Annotated in this window: 14 protein-coding genes; 10 read left to right on the top strand and 4 right to left on the bottom strand. The window is 51.1% G+C overall.

Translation table 11 applies throughout. The features are described 5' to 3' along the window. Positions 1-266: 266 nt before the first annotated feature. The 7 genes from ygfK (at position 267) to ghxQ (ending at position 12,695) form a co-directional block, all read left to right on the top strand. On the top strand, positions 267-3,365 hold the full coding sequence (gene ygfK, locus ACJHW7_RS17455; RefSeq protein WP_021557177.1) for a putative selenate reductase subunit YgfK: 3,099 nt from the start codon (positions 267-269) through the stop codon (positions 3,363-3,365). A gap of 2 nt (positions 3,366-3,367) precedes the next feature. Continuing rightward, positions 3,368-4,696 carry a putative aminohydrolase SsnA gene (gene ssnA, locus ACJHW7_RS17450; protein WP_021557178.1) on the top strand — a complete coding sequence of 443 codons (1,329 nt, stop codon included), beginning with the start codon at positions 3,368-3,370 and terminating at the stop codon, positions 4,694-4,696. 50 nt (positions 4,697-4,746) lie between these two features. Continuing rightward, positions 4,747-5,526, top strand: coding sequence for a molybdopterin-dependent oxidoreductase FAD-binding subunit (ygfM, locus tag ACJHW7_RS17445; RefSeq protein WP_000572462.1), 780 nt, complete (start codon positions 4,747-4,749; stop codon positions 5,524-5,526). Beyond that, on the top strand, positions 5,523-8,393 hold the full coding sequence (locus ACJHW7_RS17440) for a molybdopterin-dependent oxidoreductase Mo/Fe-S-binding subunit (RefSeq protein ID WP_001625874.1): 2,871 nt from the start codon (positions 5,523-5,525) through the stop codon (positions 8,391-8,393). The genes ygfM and ACJHW7_RS17440 overlap by 4 nt, the downstream gene beginning before the upstream one ends. Positions 8,394-8,557: 164 nt before the next feature. Further along, positions 8,558-9,958, top strand: a complete 1,401-nt coding sequence (xanQ, locus tag ACJHW7_RS17435; protein WP_021557179.1) for a xanthine/proton symporter XanQ — start codon at positions 8,558-8,560, stop codon at positions 9,956-9,958. A 17-nt stretch (positions 9,959-9,975) separates the two neighbouring features. Beyond that, positions 9,976-11,292 (top strand): guanine deaminase, encoded by a 1,317-nt coding sequence (gene guaD / locus ACJHW7_RS17430; protein ID WP_001299798.1) that lies wholly within the window; start codon positions 9,976-9,978, stop codon positions 11,290-11,292. A 35-nt stretch (positions 11,293-11,327) separates the two neighbouring features. Then, a complete protein-coding gene (ghxQ, locus tag ACJHW7_RS17425) occupies positions 11,328-12,695 on the top strand; it encodes a guanine/hypoxanthine transporter GhxQ (protein WP_000012163.1) in 1,368 nt (455 codons plus the stop codon). A 35-nt stretch (positions 12,696-12,730) separates the two neighbouring features. Here ghxQ and ACJHW7_RS17420 read toward each other — a convergent pair whose 3' ends face one another. Next, complete coding sequence (locus tag ACJHW7_RS17420; protein ID WP_021557180.1) at positions 12,731-13,219, bottom strand: 4Fe-4S dicluster domain-containing protein; 489 nt, start codon at positions 13,217-13,219, stop codon at positions 12,731-12,733. Further along, positions 13,219-15,138, bottom strand: a complete 1,920-nt coding sequence (gene ygfT, locus ACJHW7_RS17415; protein ID WP_021557181.1) for a formate-dependent uric acid utilization protein YgfT — start codon at positions 15,136-15,138, stop codon at positions 13,219-13,221. Before ygfT ends, ACJHW7_RS17420 begins: the two co-directional genes overlap by 1 nt. A gap of 435 nt (positions 15,139-15,573) precedes the next feature. On the opposite strand from ygfT, the gene uacT reads away from it, so the two are divergent. Together uacT and yqfG are read left to right on the top strand one after the other, a co-directional pair. Next, positions 15,574-17,022: a urate/proton symporter UacT gene (uacT, locus tag ACJHW7_RS17410; protein ID WP_001295374.1), complete on the top strand. Its 1,449-nt coding sequence runs from the start codon at positions 15,574-15,576 to the stop codon at positions 17,020-17,022. Between the two features lies 1 nt (position 17,023). Next, entirely contained in the window at positions 17,024-17,149 is a 126-nt protein-coding gene (yqfG, locus tag ACJHW7_RS17405; protein ID WP_001010156.1) for a protein YqfG, read from the top strand. Here yqfG and ACJHW7_RS17400 read toward each other — a convergent pair. Further along, on the bottom strand, positions 17,146-17,217 hold the full coding sequence (locus ACJHW7_RS17400; RefSeq protein ID WP_120795390.1) for a protein YqfH: 72 nt from the start codon (positions 17,215-17,217) through the stop codon (positions 17,146-17,148). The two genes, yqfG and ACJHW7_RS17400, sit on opposite strands and share 4 nt — an antisense overlap. 54 nt (positions 17,218-17,271) lie before the next feature. Here ACJHW7_RS17400 and idi point away from each other — a divergent pair, with 54 nt between their 5' ends. Continuing rightward, positions 17,272-17,820, top strand: a complete 549-nt coding sequence (gene idi / locus ACJHW7_RS17395; RefSeq protein WP_001192818.1) for an isopentenyl-diphosphate Delta-isomerase — start codon at positions 17,272-17,274, stop codon at positions 17,818-17,820. A gap of 42 nt (positions 17,821-17,862) precedes the next feature. Here idi and lysS read toward each other — a convergent pair whose 3' ends face one another. Continuing rightward, the gene (gene lysS, locus ACJHW7_RS17390; RefSeq protein WP_000003071.1) at positions 17,863-19,380 is read right to left on the bottom strand and encodes a lysine--tRNA ligase; all 1,518 of its coding nucleotides are present in this window, start codon (positions 19,378-19,380) and stop codon (positions 17,863-17,865) included. Positions 19,381-19,386 lie beyond the last annotated feature (6 nt).

Genomic DNA, 19,386 nt, shown 5'->3' with positions numbered 1-19,386 from the left:
ATAATGATAAGGAATCACTGATTTTGAGAAAAGAGAAAAAGTGATAAATGGGCTGGCAATAATAATTTTCAGGAGTGATTTTAATTCTCATTTGGCACCTGTGAGTTCATTCACAAAAAGCCCTTAAGTTTCGAGCCGCCTCACATTTTTTTATATTTCCCGCCAAACCTGGCAAGAGTGGTGCGATTGTTGCTCTATCCCCCTAAACCACCGGATTTCTCAACACCGGTCACTCAATGATATCTGTATAAGCTAAGGAGAGGGTTATGGGGGATATTATGCGTCCCATTCCGTTTGAGGAACTTTTGACGCGCATATTTGATGAATACCAACAACAACGCTCAATCTTTGGTATTCCCGAGCAACAGTTTTACTCACCCGTAAAAGGTAAAACTGTTAGCGTCTTCGGTGAAACCTGTGCCACTCCCGTCGGCCCTGCCGCTGGCCCGCACACGCAGCTCGCGCAAAATATTGTCACTTCCTGGCTGACTGGCGGACGCTTCATCGAACTAAAAACCGTCCAAATTCTTGACCGCCTGGAGCTGGAAAAGCCTTGTATCGATGCCGAAGACGAGTGTTTTAACACCGAATGGTCTACCGAATTTACCCTGCTTAAAGCCTGGGATGAATACCTCAAAGCCTGGTTTGCCCTGCACCTTCTCGAAGCGATGTTCCAGCCTTCTGATTCCGGTAAATCGTTCATCTTTAATATGAGCGTCGGTTACAACCTTGAAGGTATTAAGCAACCGCCGATGCAACAGTTCATCGACAATATGATGGACGCATCTGACCATCCGAAATTCGCGCAATATCGCGATACGCTGAATAAATTACTCCAGGATGACGCATTTTTAGCCCGCCACGGATTGCAGGAAAAACGCGAAAGCTTGCAAGCTTTACCCGCTCGCATCCCCACCAGTATGGTGCAGGGCGTCACCCTCTCCACCATGCACGGCTGTCCTCCGCATGAAATCGAAGCCATTTGCCGCTACATGCTGGAAGAAAAAGGGCTCAACACCTTTGTCAAACTTAACCCGACCTTACTCGGGTACGCGCGTGTTCGTGAGATCCTCGATGTCTGCGGTTTCGGTTACATAGGCTTAAAAGAAGAGTCATTTGATCACGACCTCAAGCTGACGCAAGCGCTGGAAATGCTGGAACGCCTGATGGCACTGGCAAAAGAAAAATCACTCGGCTTTGGCGTAAAACTGACTAACACTCTCGGCACCATCAACAATAAAGGCGCACTGCCCGGTGAAGAGATGTATATGTCAGGCCGTGCACTGTTCCCGCTCTCCATCAATGTTGCAGCAGTTCTCTCTCGCGCCTTTGACGGCAAACTGCCCATTTCTTATTCCGGTGGTGCCAGTCAGCTGACTATCCGCGATATTTTTGATACTGGTATTCGCCCTATCACGATGGCAACCGATCTGCTGAAACCTGGCGGCTATCTGCGCTTAAGTGCCTGCATGCGCGAGCTGGAAGGCTCCGACGCCTGGGGACTTGACCATGTTGACGTCGAACGACTGAACAGACTGGCAGCAGACGCGTTAACCATGGAATACACCCAGAAACACTGGAAGCCAGAAGAGCGTATTGAAGTGGCAGAAGACCTGCCGCTGACCGACTGCTACGTTGCCCCCTGTGTTACTGCCTGCGCTATCAAGCAAGATATTCCGGAATACATCCGTCTGCTTGGCGAACACCGCTATGCCGACGCGCTGGAACTCATCTACCAACGCAACGCCCTACCTGCCATTACCGGTCATATTTGCGATCACCAGTGCCAATACAACTGTACCCGCCTGGATTACGACAGTGCGCTGAATATCCGCGAACTGAAAAAAGTCGCGCTGGAAAAAGGTTGGGATGAATATAAGCAACGCTGGCACAAACCAGCCGGTTCTGGTTCACGCCATCCGGTTGCCGTGATTGGTGCAGGTCCGGCGGGTCTGGCTGCAGGTTACTTCCTTGCCAGAGCGGGCCATCCGGTTACGCTGTTTGAACGCGAAGCCAATGCGGGCGGCGTAGTGAAAAATATCATTCCTCAGTTCCGTATTCCTGCAGAGTTAATTCAGCACGATATCGATTTTGTTGCCGATCACGGCGTGAAATTTGAGTATGGCTGCTCACCCGATTTAACCGTTGAACAGTTAAAAAATCAGGGCTTCCACTATGTTCTGATTGCCACCGGCACTGATAAAAATAGCGGTGTGAAACTGGCGGGCGACAACCAAAATGTCTGGAAATCACTCCCCTTCCTGCGTGAATACAACAAGGGTACAGCGCTCAAGCTGGGCAAACATGTGGTCGTTGTCGGGGCGGGTAACACCGCAATGGACTGCGCTCGTGCGGCGTTACGCGTTCCAGGCGTAGAAAAAGCAACGATCGTTTACCGTCGTTCACTGCAAGAGATGCCCGCATGGCGCGAAGAGTATGAAGAAGCGTTGCACGACGGCGTGGAGTTCCGTTTCCTGAACAATCCGGAACGTTTCGATGCTGATGGCACCTTAACCTTGCGCGTTATGTCGCTTGGCGAACCGGATGAGAAAGGTCGTCGTCGTCCGGTTGAAACCAACGAAACAGTAACACTGCTTGTAGACAGCCTGATCACCGCCATTGGTGAACAGCAGGATACTGAAGCCCTGAATGCGATGGGCGTGCCGCTGGACAAAAACGGCTGGCCAGACGTCGACCATAATGGCGAAACTCGTCTGACTGACGTCTTTATGATCGGCGACGTACAGCGCGGACCATCCTCCATTGTCGCTGCTGTCGGAACCGCGCGTCGGGCGACCGATGCCATCCTTAGTCGGGAAAATATCCGTTCCCACCAGAACGATAAATACTGGAACAACGTCAATCCAGCGGAAATCTATCAACGTAAAGGCGATATCTCTATCACGCTGGTGAACAGTGACGATCGTGACGCGTTTGTCGCCCAGGAAGCCGCTCGCTGCCTCGAATGTAACTACGTTTGCAGCAAGTGTGTGGATGTCTGCCCGAACCGCGCCAACGTCTCCATTGCGGTCCCAGGCTTCCAGAACCGTTTCCAGACGCTGCACCTCGACGCTTACTGTAACGAATGCGGCAACTGCGCTCAGTTCTGTCCGTGGAACGGTAAACCGTACAAAGACAAAATCACCGTCTTCAGCCTGGCGCAAGACTTTGATAACAGCAGCAACCCAGGCTTCCTTGTGGAAGATTGCCGGGTACGAGTACGTCTGAATAACCAAAGCTGGGTGTTAAACATCGACAGCAAAGGTCAGTTTAACAACGTACCACCGGAGCTGAACGATATGTGCCGCATCATCAGCCATGTCCACCAGCATCATCATTATCTGCTGGGCCGCGTGGAGGTGTAATCATGTTGATTCTGAAGAATGTCACTGCGGTACAGCTACACCCGGCAAAAGTGCAGGAAGGCGTTGATATCGCCATCGAAAACGATGTGATTGTCGCTATCGGCGATGCCCTGACGCAACGCTACCCCGACGCCAGCTTCAAAGAGATGCATGGCCGGATTGTGATGCCAGGGATTGTCTGCTCGCACAACCATTTTTACTCGGGGCTTTCCCGCGGAATTATGGCAAACATCGCCCCTTGCCCGGATTTCATCTCAACGCTGAAAAATCTCTGGTGGCGGCTCGATCGCGCCCTTGATGAAGAGTCGCTCTATTACAGCGGACTGATTTGTTCCCTGGAAGCGATTAAGAGCGGATGTACATCGGTTATCGATCACCATGCCTCTCCGGCGTATATCGGCGGGTCGCTCTCCACATTGCGCGACGCATTTTTAAAAGTTGGCCTGCGCGCGATGACCTGTTTTGAAACTACTGACCGTAACAACGGCATCAAAGAGTTGCAGGAAGGTGTAGAAGAAAACATCCGCTTCGCCCGTCAGATTGATGAGGCGAAGAAAGCAGCAACCGAGCCGTATCTGGTGGAAGCACATATCGGTGCTCACGCGCCGTTTACCGTGCCAGATGCCGGTCTGGAGATGCTGCGTGAAGCCGTGAAAGCCACAGGCCGTGGTTTGCATATTCACGCTGCGGAAGACCTTTACGACGTTTCCTACAGTCACCACTGGTACGGCAAAGACCTGCTGGCACGACTGGCGCAATTCGATCTCATCGACAGCAAAACACTGGTCGCTCATGGGCTGTACTTGTCGAAAGATGACATCACCCTACTCAATCAGCGCGATGCGTTCCTGGTGCATAACGCCCGTTCAAACATGAACAACCATGTCGGCTACAACCATCACCTTAGCGACATCCGCAATCTGGCGTTGGGAACGGACGGCATTGGTTCGGACATGTTTGAAGAGATGAAATTTGCCTTCTTTAAACATCGCGATGCGGGTGGTCCGCTGTGGCCTGACAGTTTTGCCAAAGCCCTGACTAACGGTAACGAACTGATGAGCCGCAACTTTGGCGCGAAATTTGGGCTTCTGGAAGCCGGTTACAAAGCTGATTTAACCATTTGCGATTACAACTCGCCGACGCCGCTGCTGGCAGACAATATCGCCGGGCATATCGCTTTCGGTATGGGCTCAGGCAGCGTTCACAGCGTGATGGTCAATGGTGTGATGGTCTATGAAGACCGTCAGTTTAACTTCGATTGCGATTCCATTTATGCACAAGCCAGAAAAGCCGCTGCCAGTATGTGGCGTCGGATGGATGCGCTGGCATAAATGACAGATGCCCTCTTCCCGCAGGGAAGAGGGTTAAATAAGGAAAGAAGATGATTGAACAATTTTTCAGGCCCGACTCTGTCGAACAGGCGCTGGAACTGAAGCGCCGCTACCAGGATGAAGCCGTCTGGTTCGCCGGGGGCAGCAAACTCAATGCTACACCAACCCGTACCGATAAAAAGATTGCCATTTCCTTACAGGATCTGGAGCTAGACTGGGTTGACTGGGATAACGGTGCACTGCGGATTGGCGCAATGTCTCGCTTGCAGCCACTGCGTGATGCGCGATTTATTCCTGCAGCGCTGCGTGAAGCCCTCGGTTTTGTTTACTCACGCCATGTTCGTAATCAGTCGACCATTGGTGGTGAAATCGCCGCCCGCCAGGAAGAGTCGGTGCTGCTTCCCGTCCTGCTGGCACTGGATGCTGAACTGGTTTTTGGCAACGGCGAAACGCTGTCAATCGAGGACTACCTGGCCTGCCCATGCGATCGCCTGCTAACCGAAATTATCATTAAAGATCCGTATCGCACCTGTGCGACCCGGAAAATTAGCCGTTCTCAGGCAGGTTTAACCGTCGTGACGGCAGCCGTTGCAATGACAGACCACGACGGTATGCGAATTGCGCTGGATGGCGTCGCCAGTAAAGCACTGCGTCTGCACGATGTCGAAAAACAAAATCTGGAAGGCAATGCACTTGAACAGGCTGTCGCCAACGCCATTTTCCCGCAGGAAGATTTGCGGGGCAGCGTGGCCTATAAACGCTATATCACGGGAGTTCTGGTAGCCGACCTGTATGCCGACTGCCAACAGGCTGGGGAGGAAGCCGTATGATCATCCACTTTACTTTAAATGGCGCGCCTCAGGAGCTAACCGTTAATCCAGGCGAAAACGTGCAAAAGCTGTTGTTTAACATGGGAATGCACTCTGTACGCAACAGTGATGATGGCTTCGGGTTTGCCGGTTCTGACGCAATTATCTTTAACGGTAATATCGTTAACGCGTCCTTGCTTATTGCCGCACAGTTAGAGAAGGCAGATATTCGTACCGCAGAATCTCTGGGCAAATGGAACGAGTTAAGTCTGGTTCAACAGGCAATGGTTGATGTTGGCGTGGTGCAGTCTGGTTATAACGATCCAGCTGCGGCTCTGATTATCACCGATCTTCTCGATCGCATCGCCGCACCTACCCGCGAAGAGATCGACGACTCGCTCTCAGGTCTGTTTAGCCGCGATGCTGGCTGGCAGCAATACTATCAGGTCATTGAACTGGCGGTTGCACGTAAAAATAATCCGCAGGCCACCATTGATATCGCTCCGACTTTCCGTGACGACCTTGAAGTCATTGGTAAGCATTATCCTAAAACTGATGCCGCAAAAATGGTGCAGGCGAAGCCCTGCTATGTTGAAGACCGCGTAACGGCTGACGCCTGCGTCATTAAAATGTTACGTAGCCCACACGCTCACGCACTGATTACTCATCTGGATGTCAGCAAAGCTGAAGCCTTACCGGGCGTCGTTCACGTTATTACTCACCTGAATTGCCCGGATATCTACTATACCCCGGGTGGTCAGAGCGCACCGGAACCGTCACCGCTTGACCGCCGTATGTTCGGCAAGAAAATGCGTCACGTCGGCGATCGTGTTGCTGCAGTCGTCGCTGAAAGTGAAGAAATTGCGCTCGAAGCACTGAAGCTCATCGACGTTGAATATGAAGTGCTTAAGCCGGTAATGTCGATCGACGAAGCAATGGCGGAAGATGCGCCTGTCGTGCACGATGAACCGGTGGTGTATGTTGCTGGTGCGCCAGATACTCTGGAAGACGATAACAGCCATGCAGCCCAGCGCGGCGAGCATATGATCATTAACTTCCCGATCGGTTCTCGCCCCCGCAAAAATATCGCCGCCAGTATTCATGGTCATATTGGCGATATGGACAAAGGCTTTGCCGATGCCGATGTGATCATTGAGCGAACCTATAACTCAACGCAGGCGCAGCAGTGCCCGACTGAAACACATATCTGCTTTACCCGCATGGATGGCGATCGTCTGGTTATCCACGCCTCCACCCAGGTACCATGGCACTTACGCCGCCAGGTCGCGCGCCTCGTGGGCATGAAACAGCATAAAGTTCATGTCATTAAAGAGCGAGTTGGCGGCGGTTTTGGTTCCAAACAGGACATCCTGCTGGAAGAAGTGTGCGCATGGGCAACCTGCGTGACCGGGCGTCCGGTACTGTTCCGCTACACCCGTGAAGAAGAGTTTATTGCTAACACCTCTCGTCACGTCGCGAAAGTCACCGTCAAACTGGGAGCGAAAAAAGATGGTCGCCTGACGGCAGTGAAGATGGATTTCCGCGCCAACACTGGCCCTTACGGCAACCACTCACTCACCGTACCGTGTAACGGACCGGCGCTGTCGCTGCCCTTATATCCGTGCGATAACGTCGATTTCCAGGTCACCACCTACTACAGCAACATTTGCCCAAATGGTGCTTATCAGGGTTATGGCGCACCGAAAGGTAACTTCGCTATCACCATGGCATTAGCGGAACTTGCTGAACAGTTACAGATCGACCAACTGGAAATTATCGAACGTAACCGGGTACACGAAGGGCAAGAGCTGAAAATTCTCGGTGCAATTGGTGAAGGTAAAGCGCCAACCTCCGTTCCTTCCGCCGCCAGCTGCGCACTGGAAGAGATCCTGCGTCAGGGTCGCGAGATGATCCAATGGTCTTCACCGAAACCGCAAAATGGTGACTGGCACATCGGTCGCGGCGTCGCCATTATCATGCAGAAATCGGGTATCCCGGATATCGATCAGGCTAACTGCATGATCAAACTGGAATCGGACGGCACCTTTATCGTTCATTCTGGCGGTGCGGATATTGGTACTGGTCTGGATACTGTAGTGACGAAACTGGCAGCAGAAGTGCTGCACTGCCCACCGCAGGACGTGCATGTTATCTCCGGTGATACCGATCATGCGTTGTTTGATAAAGGCGCATATGCCTCGTCCGGTACTTGCTTCTCGGGTAACGCGGCGCGTTTGGCAGCGGAAAATCTGCGGGAGAAAATTCTGTTCCACGGCGCGCAAATGTTGGGTGAGCCAGTGGCAGATGTTCAACTAGCAACGCCGGGCGTCGTGCGCGGCAAGAAAGGCGAAGTTAGTTTCGGGGATATTGCCCATAAAGGCGAAACCGGCACCGGCTTTGGTTCACTGGTGGGAACTGGCAGTTATATCACGCCTGATTTCGCTTTCCCGTATGGCGCAAACTTCGCTGAAGTTGCCGTCAACACGCGTACGGGTGAAATCCGCCTGGATAAATTCTACGCCCTGCTGGACTGCGGTACACCGGTCAATCCAGAGTTAGCGTTGGGACAAATCTACGGTGCCACCCTGCGTGCTATCGGCCACAGTATGAGCGAAGAGATCATTTATGACGCCGAAGGTCACCCGTTAACGCGTGATTTACGCAGTTACGGCGCACCGAAAATTGGTGACATTCCGCGTGATTTCCGCGCTGTGTTGGTGCCGAGCGACGATAAAGTCGGCCCGTTCGGGGCGAAATCGATCTCGGAAATTGGTGTAAATGGCGCAGCTCCGGCGATTGCTACCGCAATTCACGATGCCTGCGGCATCTGGTTACGCGAATGGCATTTCACACCGGAGAAAATACTCACCGCGCTGGAAAAAATATAAGTAATAAATGGCCGCTTCGGCGGCCTGTTTCTCTGTTTGAACGATGACTAAATAGTGACTGCGAAAATGAGATAAGCCGTTCTCAAGGCGTCCTGCGCCCCAAATTCGTGGGAATTTATTTTACTAATTCAGATGATCAAATTTACTTTAAAAGGAGTGAAGGGATGTCTGATATAAACCATGCAGGTTCTGACCTTATATTTGAACTGGAGGATCGCCCTCCCTTTCATCAGGCTCTCGTTGGTGCCATTACCCATCTGTTGGCAATTTTCGTTCCGATGGTAACCCCCGCGTTAATCGTGGGTGCGGCCTTACAGCTTTCCGCTGAAACAACCGCCTATCTTGTTTCTATGGCGATGATCGCCTCTGGTATTGGTACCTGGTTACAAGTAAACCGCTACGGCATCGTCGGTTCTGGCCTACTCTCAATTCAGTCAGTCAATTTTTCATTTGTTACGGTCATGATTGCGCTGGGCAGCAGCATGAAAAGCGACGGTTTTCACGAAGAGTTAATCATGTCGTCGCTTCTCGGCGTCTCCTTCGTTGGCGCATTTCTGGTTGTCGGCTCTTCTTTTATCCTGCCCTATTTACGTCGGGTTATTACGCCTACTGTCAGCGGTATTGTGGTACTGATGATCGGCTTAAGCCTGATTAAAGTCGGCATTATCGATTTTGGTGGAGGATTTGCAGCCAAAAGCAGCGGTACGTTCGGCAATTACGAACATCTCGGCGTTGGTTTATTGGTTTTGATTGTGGTGATCGGCTTTAACTGCTGTCGCAGTCCGTTGCTACGCATGGGAGGGATCGCCATTGGGCTATGTGTCGGCTATATCGCATCGTTATGCCTGGGCATGGTGGATTTCAGCAGTATGCGCAATTTGCCGTTAATCACCATCCCACATCCGTTCAAATACGGCTTTAGTTTTAGCTTCCATCAGTTCCTGGTGGTTGGCACGATTTATCTGCTTAGCGTGCTGGAAGCAGTCGGCGATATCACCGCCACGGCAATGGTTTCCCGCCGCCCCATTCAGGGGGAAGAGTATCAGTCCCGACTGAAAGGCGGCGTGCTGGCAGATGGTCTGGTTTCTGTTATCGCCTCCGCTGTTGGTTCATTACCATTAACCACGTTTGCGCAAAATAATGGGGTTATTCAGATGACTGGCGTCGCTTCACGTTATGTCGGGCGAACCATCGCGGTAATGCTGGTTATCCTCGGCTTATTTCCGATGATTGGCGGCTTCTTCACGACCATTCCCTCGGCAGTTCTGGGAGGCGCAATGACGTTGATGTTTTCCATGATTGCCATCGCTGGGATTCGCATCATCATCACCAACGGATTAAAGCGGCGTGAAACACTTATTGTCGCCACTTCTTTAGGTTTAGGGCTTGGCGTCTCCTACGATCCCGAAATTTTTAAAATATTGCCAGCCTCTATTTATGTATTAGTTGAAAACCCTATTTGTGCTGGCGGGTTAACTGCGATTTTATTAAATATTATCCTCCCTGGTGGCTACCGACAGGAAAACGTTCTGCCTGGTATTACCTCAGCGGAAGATATGGATTAACAGTAAAGGAGTCAATGATGTCAGGAGAACACACGTTAAAAGCGGTACGAGGCAGTTTTATTGATGTCACCCGTACGGTCGATAACCCGGAAGAGATTGCCTCTGCGCTGCGGTTTATTGAGGATGGTTTATTACTCATTAAACAGGGAAAAGTGGAATGGTTTGGCGAATGGGAAAACGGAAAGCATCAAATTCCTGACACCATTCGCGTGCGCGACTATCGCGGCAAACTGATAGTACCGGGCTTTGTCGATACACATATCCATTATCCGCAAAGTGAAATGGTGGGGGCCTATGGTGAGCAATTGCTGGAGTGGTTGAATAAACACACCTTCCCTACTGAACGTCGTTATGAGGATTTAGAGTACGCCCGCGAAATGTCGGCGTTCTTCATCAAGCAGCTTTTACGTAACGGAACCACCACGGCGCTGGTGTTTGGCACTGTTCATCCGCAATCCGTTGATGCGCTGTTTGAAGCCGCCAGTCATATCAATATGCGTATGATTGCCGGTAAGGTGATGATGGACCGTAACGCACCGGATTATCTGCTCGACACTGCCGAAAGCAGCTATCACCAAAGCAAAGAACTGATTGAACGCTGGCACAAAAATGGTCGTCTGCTATATGCGATTACGCCACGCTTCGCCCCTACTTCTTCTCCTGAACAGATGGCGATGGCGCAACGCCTGAAAGAGGAATATCCGGATACGTGGGTACATACCCATCTCTGTGAAAACAAAGATGAAATTGCCTGGGTGAAATCGCTTTATCCTGACCATGATGGTTATCTGGATGTTTACCATCAGTACGGCCTGACCGGTAAAAACTGTGTCTTTGCTCACTGCGTCCATCTCGAAGAAAAAGAGTGGGATCGTCTCAGCGAAACCAAATCCAGCATTGCTTTCTGTCCGACCTCCAACCTTTACCTCGGCAGCGGCTTATTCAACTTGAAAAAAGCATGGCAGAAGAAAGTCAAAGTGGGCATGGGAACGGATATCGGTGCCGGAACCACTTTCAACATGCTGCAAACGCTGAACGAAGCCTACAAAGTGTTGCAATTACAAGGCTATCGCCTCTCGGCATATGAAGCGTTTTACCTGGCAACGCTCGGCGGAGCGAAATCTCTGGGCCTTGACGATTTGATTGGCAACTTTTTACCTGGCAAAGAGGCTGATTTCGTGGTGATGGAACCCACCGCCACTCCGCTACAGCAGCTGCGCTATGACAACTCTGTTTCTTTAGTCGACAAATTGTTCGTGATGATGACGTTGGGCGATGACCGTTCGATCTACCGCACCTACGTTGATGGTCGTCTGGTGTACGAACGCAACTAATAATAAAACTTTTACATCCTCGTGAGGACATCATTATGTCTGGAGACATCCTACAAACACCGGACGCACCAAAGCCACAGGGCGCGCTGGATAATTATTTTAAAATTACCGCTCGTGGCAGTACCGTTCGTCAGGAAGTACTGGCTGGCTTAACGACCTTTCTGGCCATGGTTTATTCCGTTATCGTCGTTCCGGGAATGCTGGGCAAAGCAGGTTTTCCTCCCGCAGCTGTGTTTGTTGCCACCTGTCTGGTCGCGGGCTTCGGCTCGTTGCTGATGGGATTATGGGCCAATTTGCCAATGGCGATTGGTTGCGCGATTTCCTTGACGGCGTTTACCGCATTCAGTCTGGTACTCGGGCAACAAATTAGCGTTCCTGTCGCACTGGGCGCGGTATTTCTGATGGGCGTCATCTTCACCGCCATTTCCGTAACCGGTGTGCGTACCTGGATCTTACGTAATTTACCGATGGGGATCGCTCACGGTACAGGTATCGGTATCGGGCTGTTTCTGCTGCTGATTGCTGCTAACGGTGTGGGAATGGTTATCAAAAACCCGATTGAAGGCTTGCCAGTGGCGCTCGGTGCGTTTACCTCCTTCCCGGTGATGATGAGCTTGCTGGGGCTGGCGGTCATCTTCGGTCTGGAGAAGTGTCGCGTACCCGGCGGGATCTTGTTGGTGATTATTGCAATTTCGATCATCGGCTTAATCTTTGACCCAGCGGTGAAATACCACGGTCTGGTGGCGATGCCAAGCCTGACTGGCGAAGATGGTAAGTCTCTGATTTTCAGCCTCGATATTATGGGCGCACTCCAGCCAACTGTACTTCCGAGTGTACTGGCATTGGTGATGACCGCAGTGTTCGACGCTACTGGCACCATCCGTGCCGTCGCCGGTCAGGCGAATTTGTTGGATAAAGACAACCAGATCATCAACGGCGGCAAAGCCCTGACCAGTGACTCAGTAAGTTCAATATTCTCCGGCCTGGTGGGCGCAGCGCCCGCAGCGGTTTATATCGAATCAGCGGCAGGAACCGCCGCCGGGGGTAAAACAGGGTTAACCGCAACCGTAGTGGGGGCGTTATTCCTGCTGATTCTGTTCTTATCACCGCTGTCATTTTTGATCCCTGGTTACGCCACTGCACCCGCTCTGATGTACGTAGGTTTGCTGATGTTAAGTAACGTCTCGAAGCTGGATTTCAATGATTTTATTGACGCTATGGCTGGCCTGGTGTGTGCCGTGTTCATCGTTCTGACTTGTAATATCGTTACCGGTATTATGCTGGGCTTTGTGACACTGGTCGTAGGCCGCGTCTTTGCACGCGAATGGCAAAAGCTGAATATTGGTACGGTGATCATTACTGCCGCACTGGTCGCATTTTACGCGGGTGGTTGGGCAATCTAATAGATTCTCCGCGCCTTTCAGCGCGGAGATTTCTTTCACAGAGGATTCTCACCGCTGGCAACAATACGCTGCTGGCGGACTCGCCTGAGTTCTCTTTCAGTAAGCAACTGCAGCGCCTGTGTTGGGCAAGATTCAACGCAGGCAGGCCCCTCTTCCCGCTGTTCACAGAGATCGCATTTCACGATTTGTTGCCGGGTATCCCCCGGCAACGACTGAATGGTGATCATTCCAAACGGGCACGCACTGACGCAACTCTGACAGCCAATACAACGGGCAGAATTGGTCTGCACCACCTGCTCGCCCATCGTCAGCGCCCCCACGGGGCAAGCGCCAACACAAGGGGCGTTTTCACACTGATGGCACATCACCGGCGCACTGATGCAGTCCAGTCGCTGTACCTTCAGCCGGGGTAAAAAGACATCGGCATTCAACTCTTGTTCTGAAGGGTGAGCGACCACACAGGCCACTTCACAAGTACGGCAGCCAATACAGTCAGCCGGATTAACGATAATTAACGATTTCATCACGATGCCTTCGTATCAAACAGAGTTAACATATCGCGCGCCGCCTGCCTTCCTGCGGCCATGGCAGTGACAACCAGATCCGCGCCATGAACTGCATCCCCACCAGCAAATACTTTTTTCAGATGCGTCTGGGTAGGTAAATACCCAACGTCGCCGGTTTGAATCAGGCCCCATTTATCGAGTTTAATTCCGCTGCCCTGCAACCACGGCATGGCATGCGCCTGGAAACCAAAGGCCATAATGAGAACATCGGCGGGCAATTCAAACTCTGAACCCGCAACCGGACGAGGACGACGGCGACCATCCGGCCCCGGCTCACCCATGGCGGTACGAATCAGGCCCACCGCAGTTAAACGCCCATCTTCGTCACAAGCGATATATTGCGGCTGAACATTGAATTGAAACTCGACACCTTCCTCGCGCGCATTGACCACCTCTTTGCGCGAGCCCGGCATACTGACTTCATCACGACGATACGCGCAGGTCACGCTGGCGGCATTGAGGCGGATGGAAGTCCGCAAACAATCCATTGTCGTATCGCCACCGCCCAATACCACGACTCGCTTACCTTCCACGTCCGTCAGCGGATACTCTTCAGACTCCGGCAACCCCATGAGCTGGCGGGTATGGGCAGTCAAGAACGGTAGAGCCTGAATGACACCGGGCGCATCTTCATGCGGCAGATCAGCTCGCATCATCCCGTAAGTCCCCACGCCGATGAAAACTGCATCATATTCAGAAGTTAAATCGCTAAAGGTAATATCGCGGCCAATTTCACAGTTAAGATGAAAGTCGATTCCCATTGCGGTGAATATCTCTCGCCGCTGGCTTAATACCGTTTTATCGAGTTTGAAAGGAGGAATGCCAAAAGTCAGCATACCGCCAATTTCTGGATGGCGATCAAAGACATCGACCTGAACTCCTGCGCGCGCCAGAATATCAGCACACCCTAACCCTGCAGGCCCAGCGCCAATCACCGCCACTTTCTCGATACGGGGAACAACTTTGCTGACATCGGGACGCCAGCCCATCGCCAGCGCGGTATCGGTGATGTAGCGTTCCAGATTACCGATAGAGACTGCGCCAGAGTGATCTTTCAAAGTACATGCGCCTTCACAAAGACGGTCCTGTGGGCATACCCTGCCGCAGATTTCTGGTAAGGAACTGGTCTGGTGGCAAAGTTCTGCCGCTTCAATAATCTTTCCTTCCTGTACCAGACGGATGTAATCCGGAATAGCGTTATGCAGCGGGCAATGCCAGTTGCAGTTAGCTTTTTCGGCACAATAAACACAGCGGTCACTCTCATAAGTCGCTTGTTGTGGATCCAGCCCGCAATAGATTTCGCCAAAGTGGGTTTTCCGTTCACTCGCTGAAATTTTATCTGCGCCTTTACGCGAGTTAACGGGGAGCAACGCTGCACTGCGAGATGGCTGAGCGTCTGATGACGCTTTTCCTGCTGCCGTTTTGCGCTGGCGGGCCACCTTTATCTGCTGTAACCCTTTATCGTCCATCAGCCGTAACGCCTGTGTTGGGCAGACTTCAATACAGGCTTGCGTGCCGGAACTGCGCTGGTTACAAAGGTCGCATTTCAGCGCAATCGTATCGACCATCTCAACGACGCCAAAGGGGCAAGCGATTGCGCATCTTTTACAACCAATACATTTTTGCTCGTCCAGTTGTACGCTATCGGACTGGAAAGTCAGAGCATTAACCGGACAAGCCGTAACGCAAGGGGCATTGTTGCAGTGATGGCAGGCCACCGGATTCGCAGCCAGGCCTTTCCCTACAACGTGGATACGCGGTCGAAAGTCACTGTGACTCAGCGGCCAGTTTTCTTGATTGTGTGCCACCGCACAGGCAATTTCACAAGCATGACAGCCTATACATTCCGCAGCTTCAGCAGCGATAAACTTATTCATTTGCATCCCTTTCATTTAATGAGTTATGTCTTCTCAAATTTCGCGATGCAATAAACGGGCATATATTAGGTAGCATGACCGTTTTAATTATAATTTTGCGACTGAGTTCAAATTATTGCCCCTCAAACTATGCCGCTTTCATTATTTCAACATTGCCGATCAAAAGAGCGCTATCCAGATAAAAACGATTAAATGCGAGAGTGCGACATGCCAGAATGATTAATGAAATATCAATATGAGAAAATTACAGATAATTCCATTGTCAGGTTCTCTTCTCATTTTCGTGGTTTAACCACAATTATGTGATTGCCTCCGCAATTCCTGTCTCTAACTCCCCTTCCTCGCAAAAACTGGCACTCCACGAGCATGTGTTTAGACAGTTTCATTAACGTAAACGGTTGCTTTTTACTCTGGCGGGCGAAAGGAGAAACACTGATGAGCGCCATAGATTCCCAACTTCCCTCATCTTCTGGGCAAGACCGCCCAACTGATGAGGTTGACCGCATATTATCACCAGGAAAGCTGATCATACTCGGTCTGCAACACGTCCTTGTCATGTACGCAGGTGCAGTCGCTGTTCCTCTTATGATTGGTGACCGACTGGGCCTCTCAAAAGAAGCTATTGCGATGCTCATTAGCTCGGATCTCTTTTGCTGCGGGATCGTCACATTATTGCAATGTATCGGTATCGGCCGCTTTATGGGGATCCGCCTGCCGGTGATTATGTCGGTGACGTTTGCTGCTGTAACACCAATGATAGCCATTGGGATGAACCCGGATATCGGCCTGCTGGGGATATTTGGTGCCACTATCGCCGCGGGTTTTATCACCACATTATTAGCGCCACTTATCGGTCGCTTGATGCCTTTATTCCCGCCACTGGTTACCGGTGTGGTTATTACTTCTATCGGGCTTAGCATCATTCAGGTGGGTATTGACTGGGCCGCCGGAGGTAAAGGGAATCCGCAATATGGTAATCCCGTTTATTTAGGTATCTCCTTTGCCGTCTTAATTTTTATCTTGCTCATTACTCGCTATGCGAAAGGATTTATGTCCAACGTCGCCGTATTACTGGGGATTGTATTTGGCTTTTTACTTTCGTGGATGATGAATGAAGTCAATTTATCCGGGCTACATGATGCCTCGTGGTTTGCGATTGTCACCCCGATGTCGTTTGGTATGCCGATTTTCGATCCCGTTTCCATTCTGACCATGACTGCCGTGTTAATCATCGTGTTTATCGAGTCGATGGGGATGTTCCTGGCACTGGGTGAAATAGTCGGTCGTAAACTCTCTTCGCACGATATTATTCGCGGGCTGCGTGTCGATGGCGTAGGGACAATGATTGGTGGCACGTTTAACAGCTTCCCCCACACGTCATTTTCTCAAAACGTTGGCCTGGTTAGCGTGACGCGCGTTCATAGCCGCTGGGTGTGTATTTCTTCGGGAATTATATTAATCCTGTTTGGCATGGTGCCAAAAATGGCGGTGCTGGTAGCCTCCATTCCGCAATTTGTGCTGGGCGGCGCTGGTCTGGTGATGTTCGGCATGGTACTGGCGACAGGGATTCGAATTCTGTCGCGCTGTAACTACACCACCAACCGTTACAACCTCTATATTGTGGCGATCAGTCTCGGCGTTGGCATGACTCCAACGCTCTCTCACGATTTCTTTTCTAAGTTACCGGCCGTACTGCAACCGTTGCTGCATAGCGGCATTATGCTCGCAACCCTTAGCGCCGTTGTGCTGAATGTCTTCTTTAATGGCTACCAGCATCATGCTGACCTGGTGAAGGAATCCGTCTCTGATAAAGATTTAAAAGTCAGGACAGTACGTATGTGGCTTCTGATGCGCAAGCTGAAGAAAAATGAGCATGGAGAATAATATGAATTTTTTAATGCGCGCTATATTCAGTCTGTTGTTGCTTTTTACTCTCTCTATTCCTGTCATTTCTGACTGTGTTGCAATGGCCATTGAAAGTCGCTTCAAATATATGATGCTACTTTTTTAAATGGTTTTTACCTGTCGACATCCGCTCAAAACGGGCGGTTGTCGATAAACGCTCACTTGGTTAATCATTTCACTCTTCAATTATCTATAATGATGAGTGATCAGAATTACATGTGAGAAATTATGCAAACGGAACACGTCATTTTATTGAATGCACAGGGAGTTCCCACGGGTACGCTGGAAAAGTATGCCGCACACACGGCAGACACCCGCTTACATCTCGCGTTCTCCAGTTGGCTGTTTAATGCCAAAGGACAATTATTAGTTACCCGTCGCGCTCTGAGCAAAAAAGCATGGCCTGGCGTGTGGACTAACTCGGTTTGTGGGCACCCACAACTGGGAGAAAGCAACGAAGACGCGGTGATCCGCCGTTGCCGTTATGAGCTTGGCGTGGAAATTACGCCTCCTGAATCTATCTATCCTGACTTTCGCTATCGCGCCACCGATCCGAATGGCATTGTGGAAAATGAAGTGTGTCCGGTATTTGCCGCACGCACCACCAGTGCGTTACAGATCAACGATGATGAAGTGATGGATTATCAATGGTGTGATTTAGCAGATGTATTACGCGGTATTGATGCCACGCCGTGGGCATTCAGTCCGTGGATGGTGATGCAGGCGACAAATCGCGAAGCCAGAATACGATTATCTGCATTTACCCAGCTTAAATAAAAAACCCCGACATTTGCCGGGGTTATGAGCATAACGTAATGCTTATTTCACCGGACGCATCGCCGGGAACAGAATAACGTCGCGGATGGTATGGCTGTTGGTGAACAGCATTACCATACGGTCGATACCAATCCCCAGACCTGCTGTCGGCGGTAAGCCATGTTCCAGTGCGGTGACGTAATCTTCATCGTAGAACATCGCTTCGTCGTCACCTGCATCTTTCGCGGCAACCTGATCCAGGAAGCGCTGCGCCTGATCTTCCGCGTCATTCAGCTCGCTAAAGCCGTTACCGATTTCACGACCACCGATGAAGAACTCAAAGCGGTCTGTGATTTCCGGGTTAACGTCGTTACGACGCGCCAGCGGAGAAACTTCTGCCGGATATTCAGTAATGAAGGTTGGCTGAATCAGATGTGCTTCTGCCACTTCTTCGAAGATCTCGGTAACGATACGGCCCAGACCCCAGCTCTTCTCAACGTGGATACCGATAGATTCAGCAATCGCTTTTGCAGAGTCGAAGTTGTCCAGATCCGCCATGTCGGTTTCCGGGCGATATTTCTTAATCGCTTCACGCATGGTTAGTTTTTCGAACGGTTTACCGAAATCCAGCGTCACGTCGCCGTAGGTCACTTCCGTCTTACCGAGAATATCCTGTGCCAGAGTACGGAACAGCGATTCGGTCAGCTCGATCAGATCTTTGTAATCTGCGTAAGCCATATAGAGTTCCATCATGGTGAACTCTGGGTTATGACGTACGGAAATACCTTCGTTACGGAAGTTACGGTTGATTTCGAATACACGCTCGAAGCCACCAACCACCAGACGCTTGAGGTACAGTTCCGGCGCGATACGCAGGTACATGTCGAGATCCAGCGCGTTATGGTGGGTGATAAACGGACGCGCAGCGGCACCGCCAGGGATCACCTGCATCATCGGCGTTTCAACTTCCATAAAGCCGCGGTTCACCATGAACTGGCGAATACCAGAGAGGATCTGCGAGCGCACTTTAAAGGTGTTGCGGGATTCATCGTTGGAGATGAGATCGAGATAACGCTGACGATAGCGCGCTTCCTGATCCTGCAAGCCGTGGAATTTATCCGGCAGCGGACGCAGTGCTTTGGTCAGCAGACGCAACTCGGTACAGTGGATAGACAGTTCGCCGGTTTTGGTTTTGAACAGTTTACCTTTCGCGCCGAGGATGTCGCCGAGGTCCCATTTTTTGAACTGCTCGTTGTAAACGCCTTCCGGCAGATCGTCACGGGCAACGTACAGCTGAATGCGGCCACCCACATCCTGCAGGGTAACGAAAGACGCTTTACCCATAATACGGCGGGTCATCATGCGGCCAGCAACAGCGACTTCGATGTTCAGCGCTTCCAGTTCTTCGTTCTCTTTACCGTCGAATTCTGCGTGCAATTGGTCAGAGGTATGATCGCGACGGAAATCATTCGGGAAGGCAATCCCCTGCTCGCGCAGGTTCGCCAGCTTCTCACGACGCGTTTTCAGTTCATTGTTAAGATCGACTACCGCGTCAGCGCCCTGTGCGTGTTGTTCAGACATGTTGGT

Source organism: Escherichia sp. WS1152, assembly GCF_046487665.1.
Lineage (GTDB): Bacteria > Pseudomonadota > Gammaproteobacteria > Enterobacterales > Enterobacteriaceae > Escherichia > Escherichia coli.
Note: the sequence above shows the minus strand (reverse complement) of the source record. Positions and strands in the feature narration are given on the sequence as shown.

Excerpts from the sequence above, each read along its gene's own strand:
- ygfK (WP_021557177.1), top strand. The coding sequence starts at position 267 with ATGGGGGATATTATGCGTCCCATTCCGTTTGAGGAACTTTTGACGCGC.
- ssnA (WP_021557178.1), top strand. The coding sequence starts at position 3,368 with ATGTTGATTCTGAAGAATGTCACTGCGGTACAGCTACACCCGGCAAAA.
- ygfM (WP_000572462.1), top strand. The coding sequence starts at position 4,747 with ATGATTGAACAATTTTTCAGGCCCGACTCTGTCGAACAGGCGCTGGAA.
- ACJHW7_RS17440 (WP_001625874.1), top strand. The coding sequence starts at position 5,523 with ATGATCATCCACTTTACTTTAAATGGCGCGCCTCAGGAGCTAACCGTT.
- xanQ (WP_021557179.1), top strand. The coding sequence starts at position 8,558 with ATGTCTGATATAAACCATGCAGGTTCTGACCTTATATTTGAACTGGAG.
- guaD (WP_001299798.1), top strand. The coding sequence starts at position 9,976 with ATGTCAGGAGAACACACGTTAAAAGCGGTACGAGGCAGTTTTATTGAT.
- ghxQ (WP_000012163.1), top strand. The coding sequence starts at position 11,328 with ATGTCTGGAGACATCCTACAAACACCGGACGCACCAAAGCCACAGGGC.
- ACJHW7_RS17420 (WP_021557180.1), bottom strand. The coding sequence starts at position 13,219 with ATGAAATCGTTAATTATCGTTAATCCGGCTGACTGTATTGGCTGCCGT.
- ygfT (WP_021557181.1), bottom strand. The coding sequence starts at position 15,138 with ATGAATAAGTTTATCGCTGCTGAAGCTGCGGAATGTATAGGCTGTCAT.
- uacT (WP_001295374.1), top strand. The coding sequence starts at position 15,574 with ATGAGCGCCATAGATTCCCAACTTCCCTCATCTTCTGGGCAAGACCGC.
- yqfG (WP_001010156.1), top strand. The coding sequence starts at position 17,024 with ATGAATTTTTTAATGCGCGCTATATTCAGTCTGTTGTTGCTTTTTACT.
- idi (WP_001192818.1), top strand. The coding sequence starts at position 17,272 with ATGCAAACGGAACACGTCATTTTATTGAATGCACAGGGAGTTCCCACG.
- lysS (WP_000003071.1), bottom strand. The coding sequence starts at position 19,380 with ATGTCTGAACAACACGCACAGGGCGCTGACGCGGTAGTCGATCTTAAC.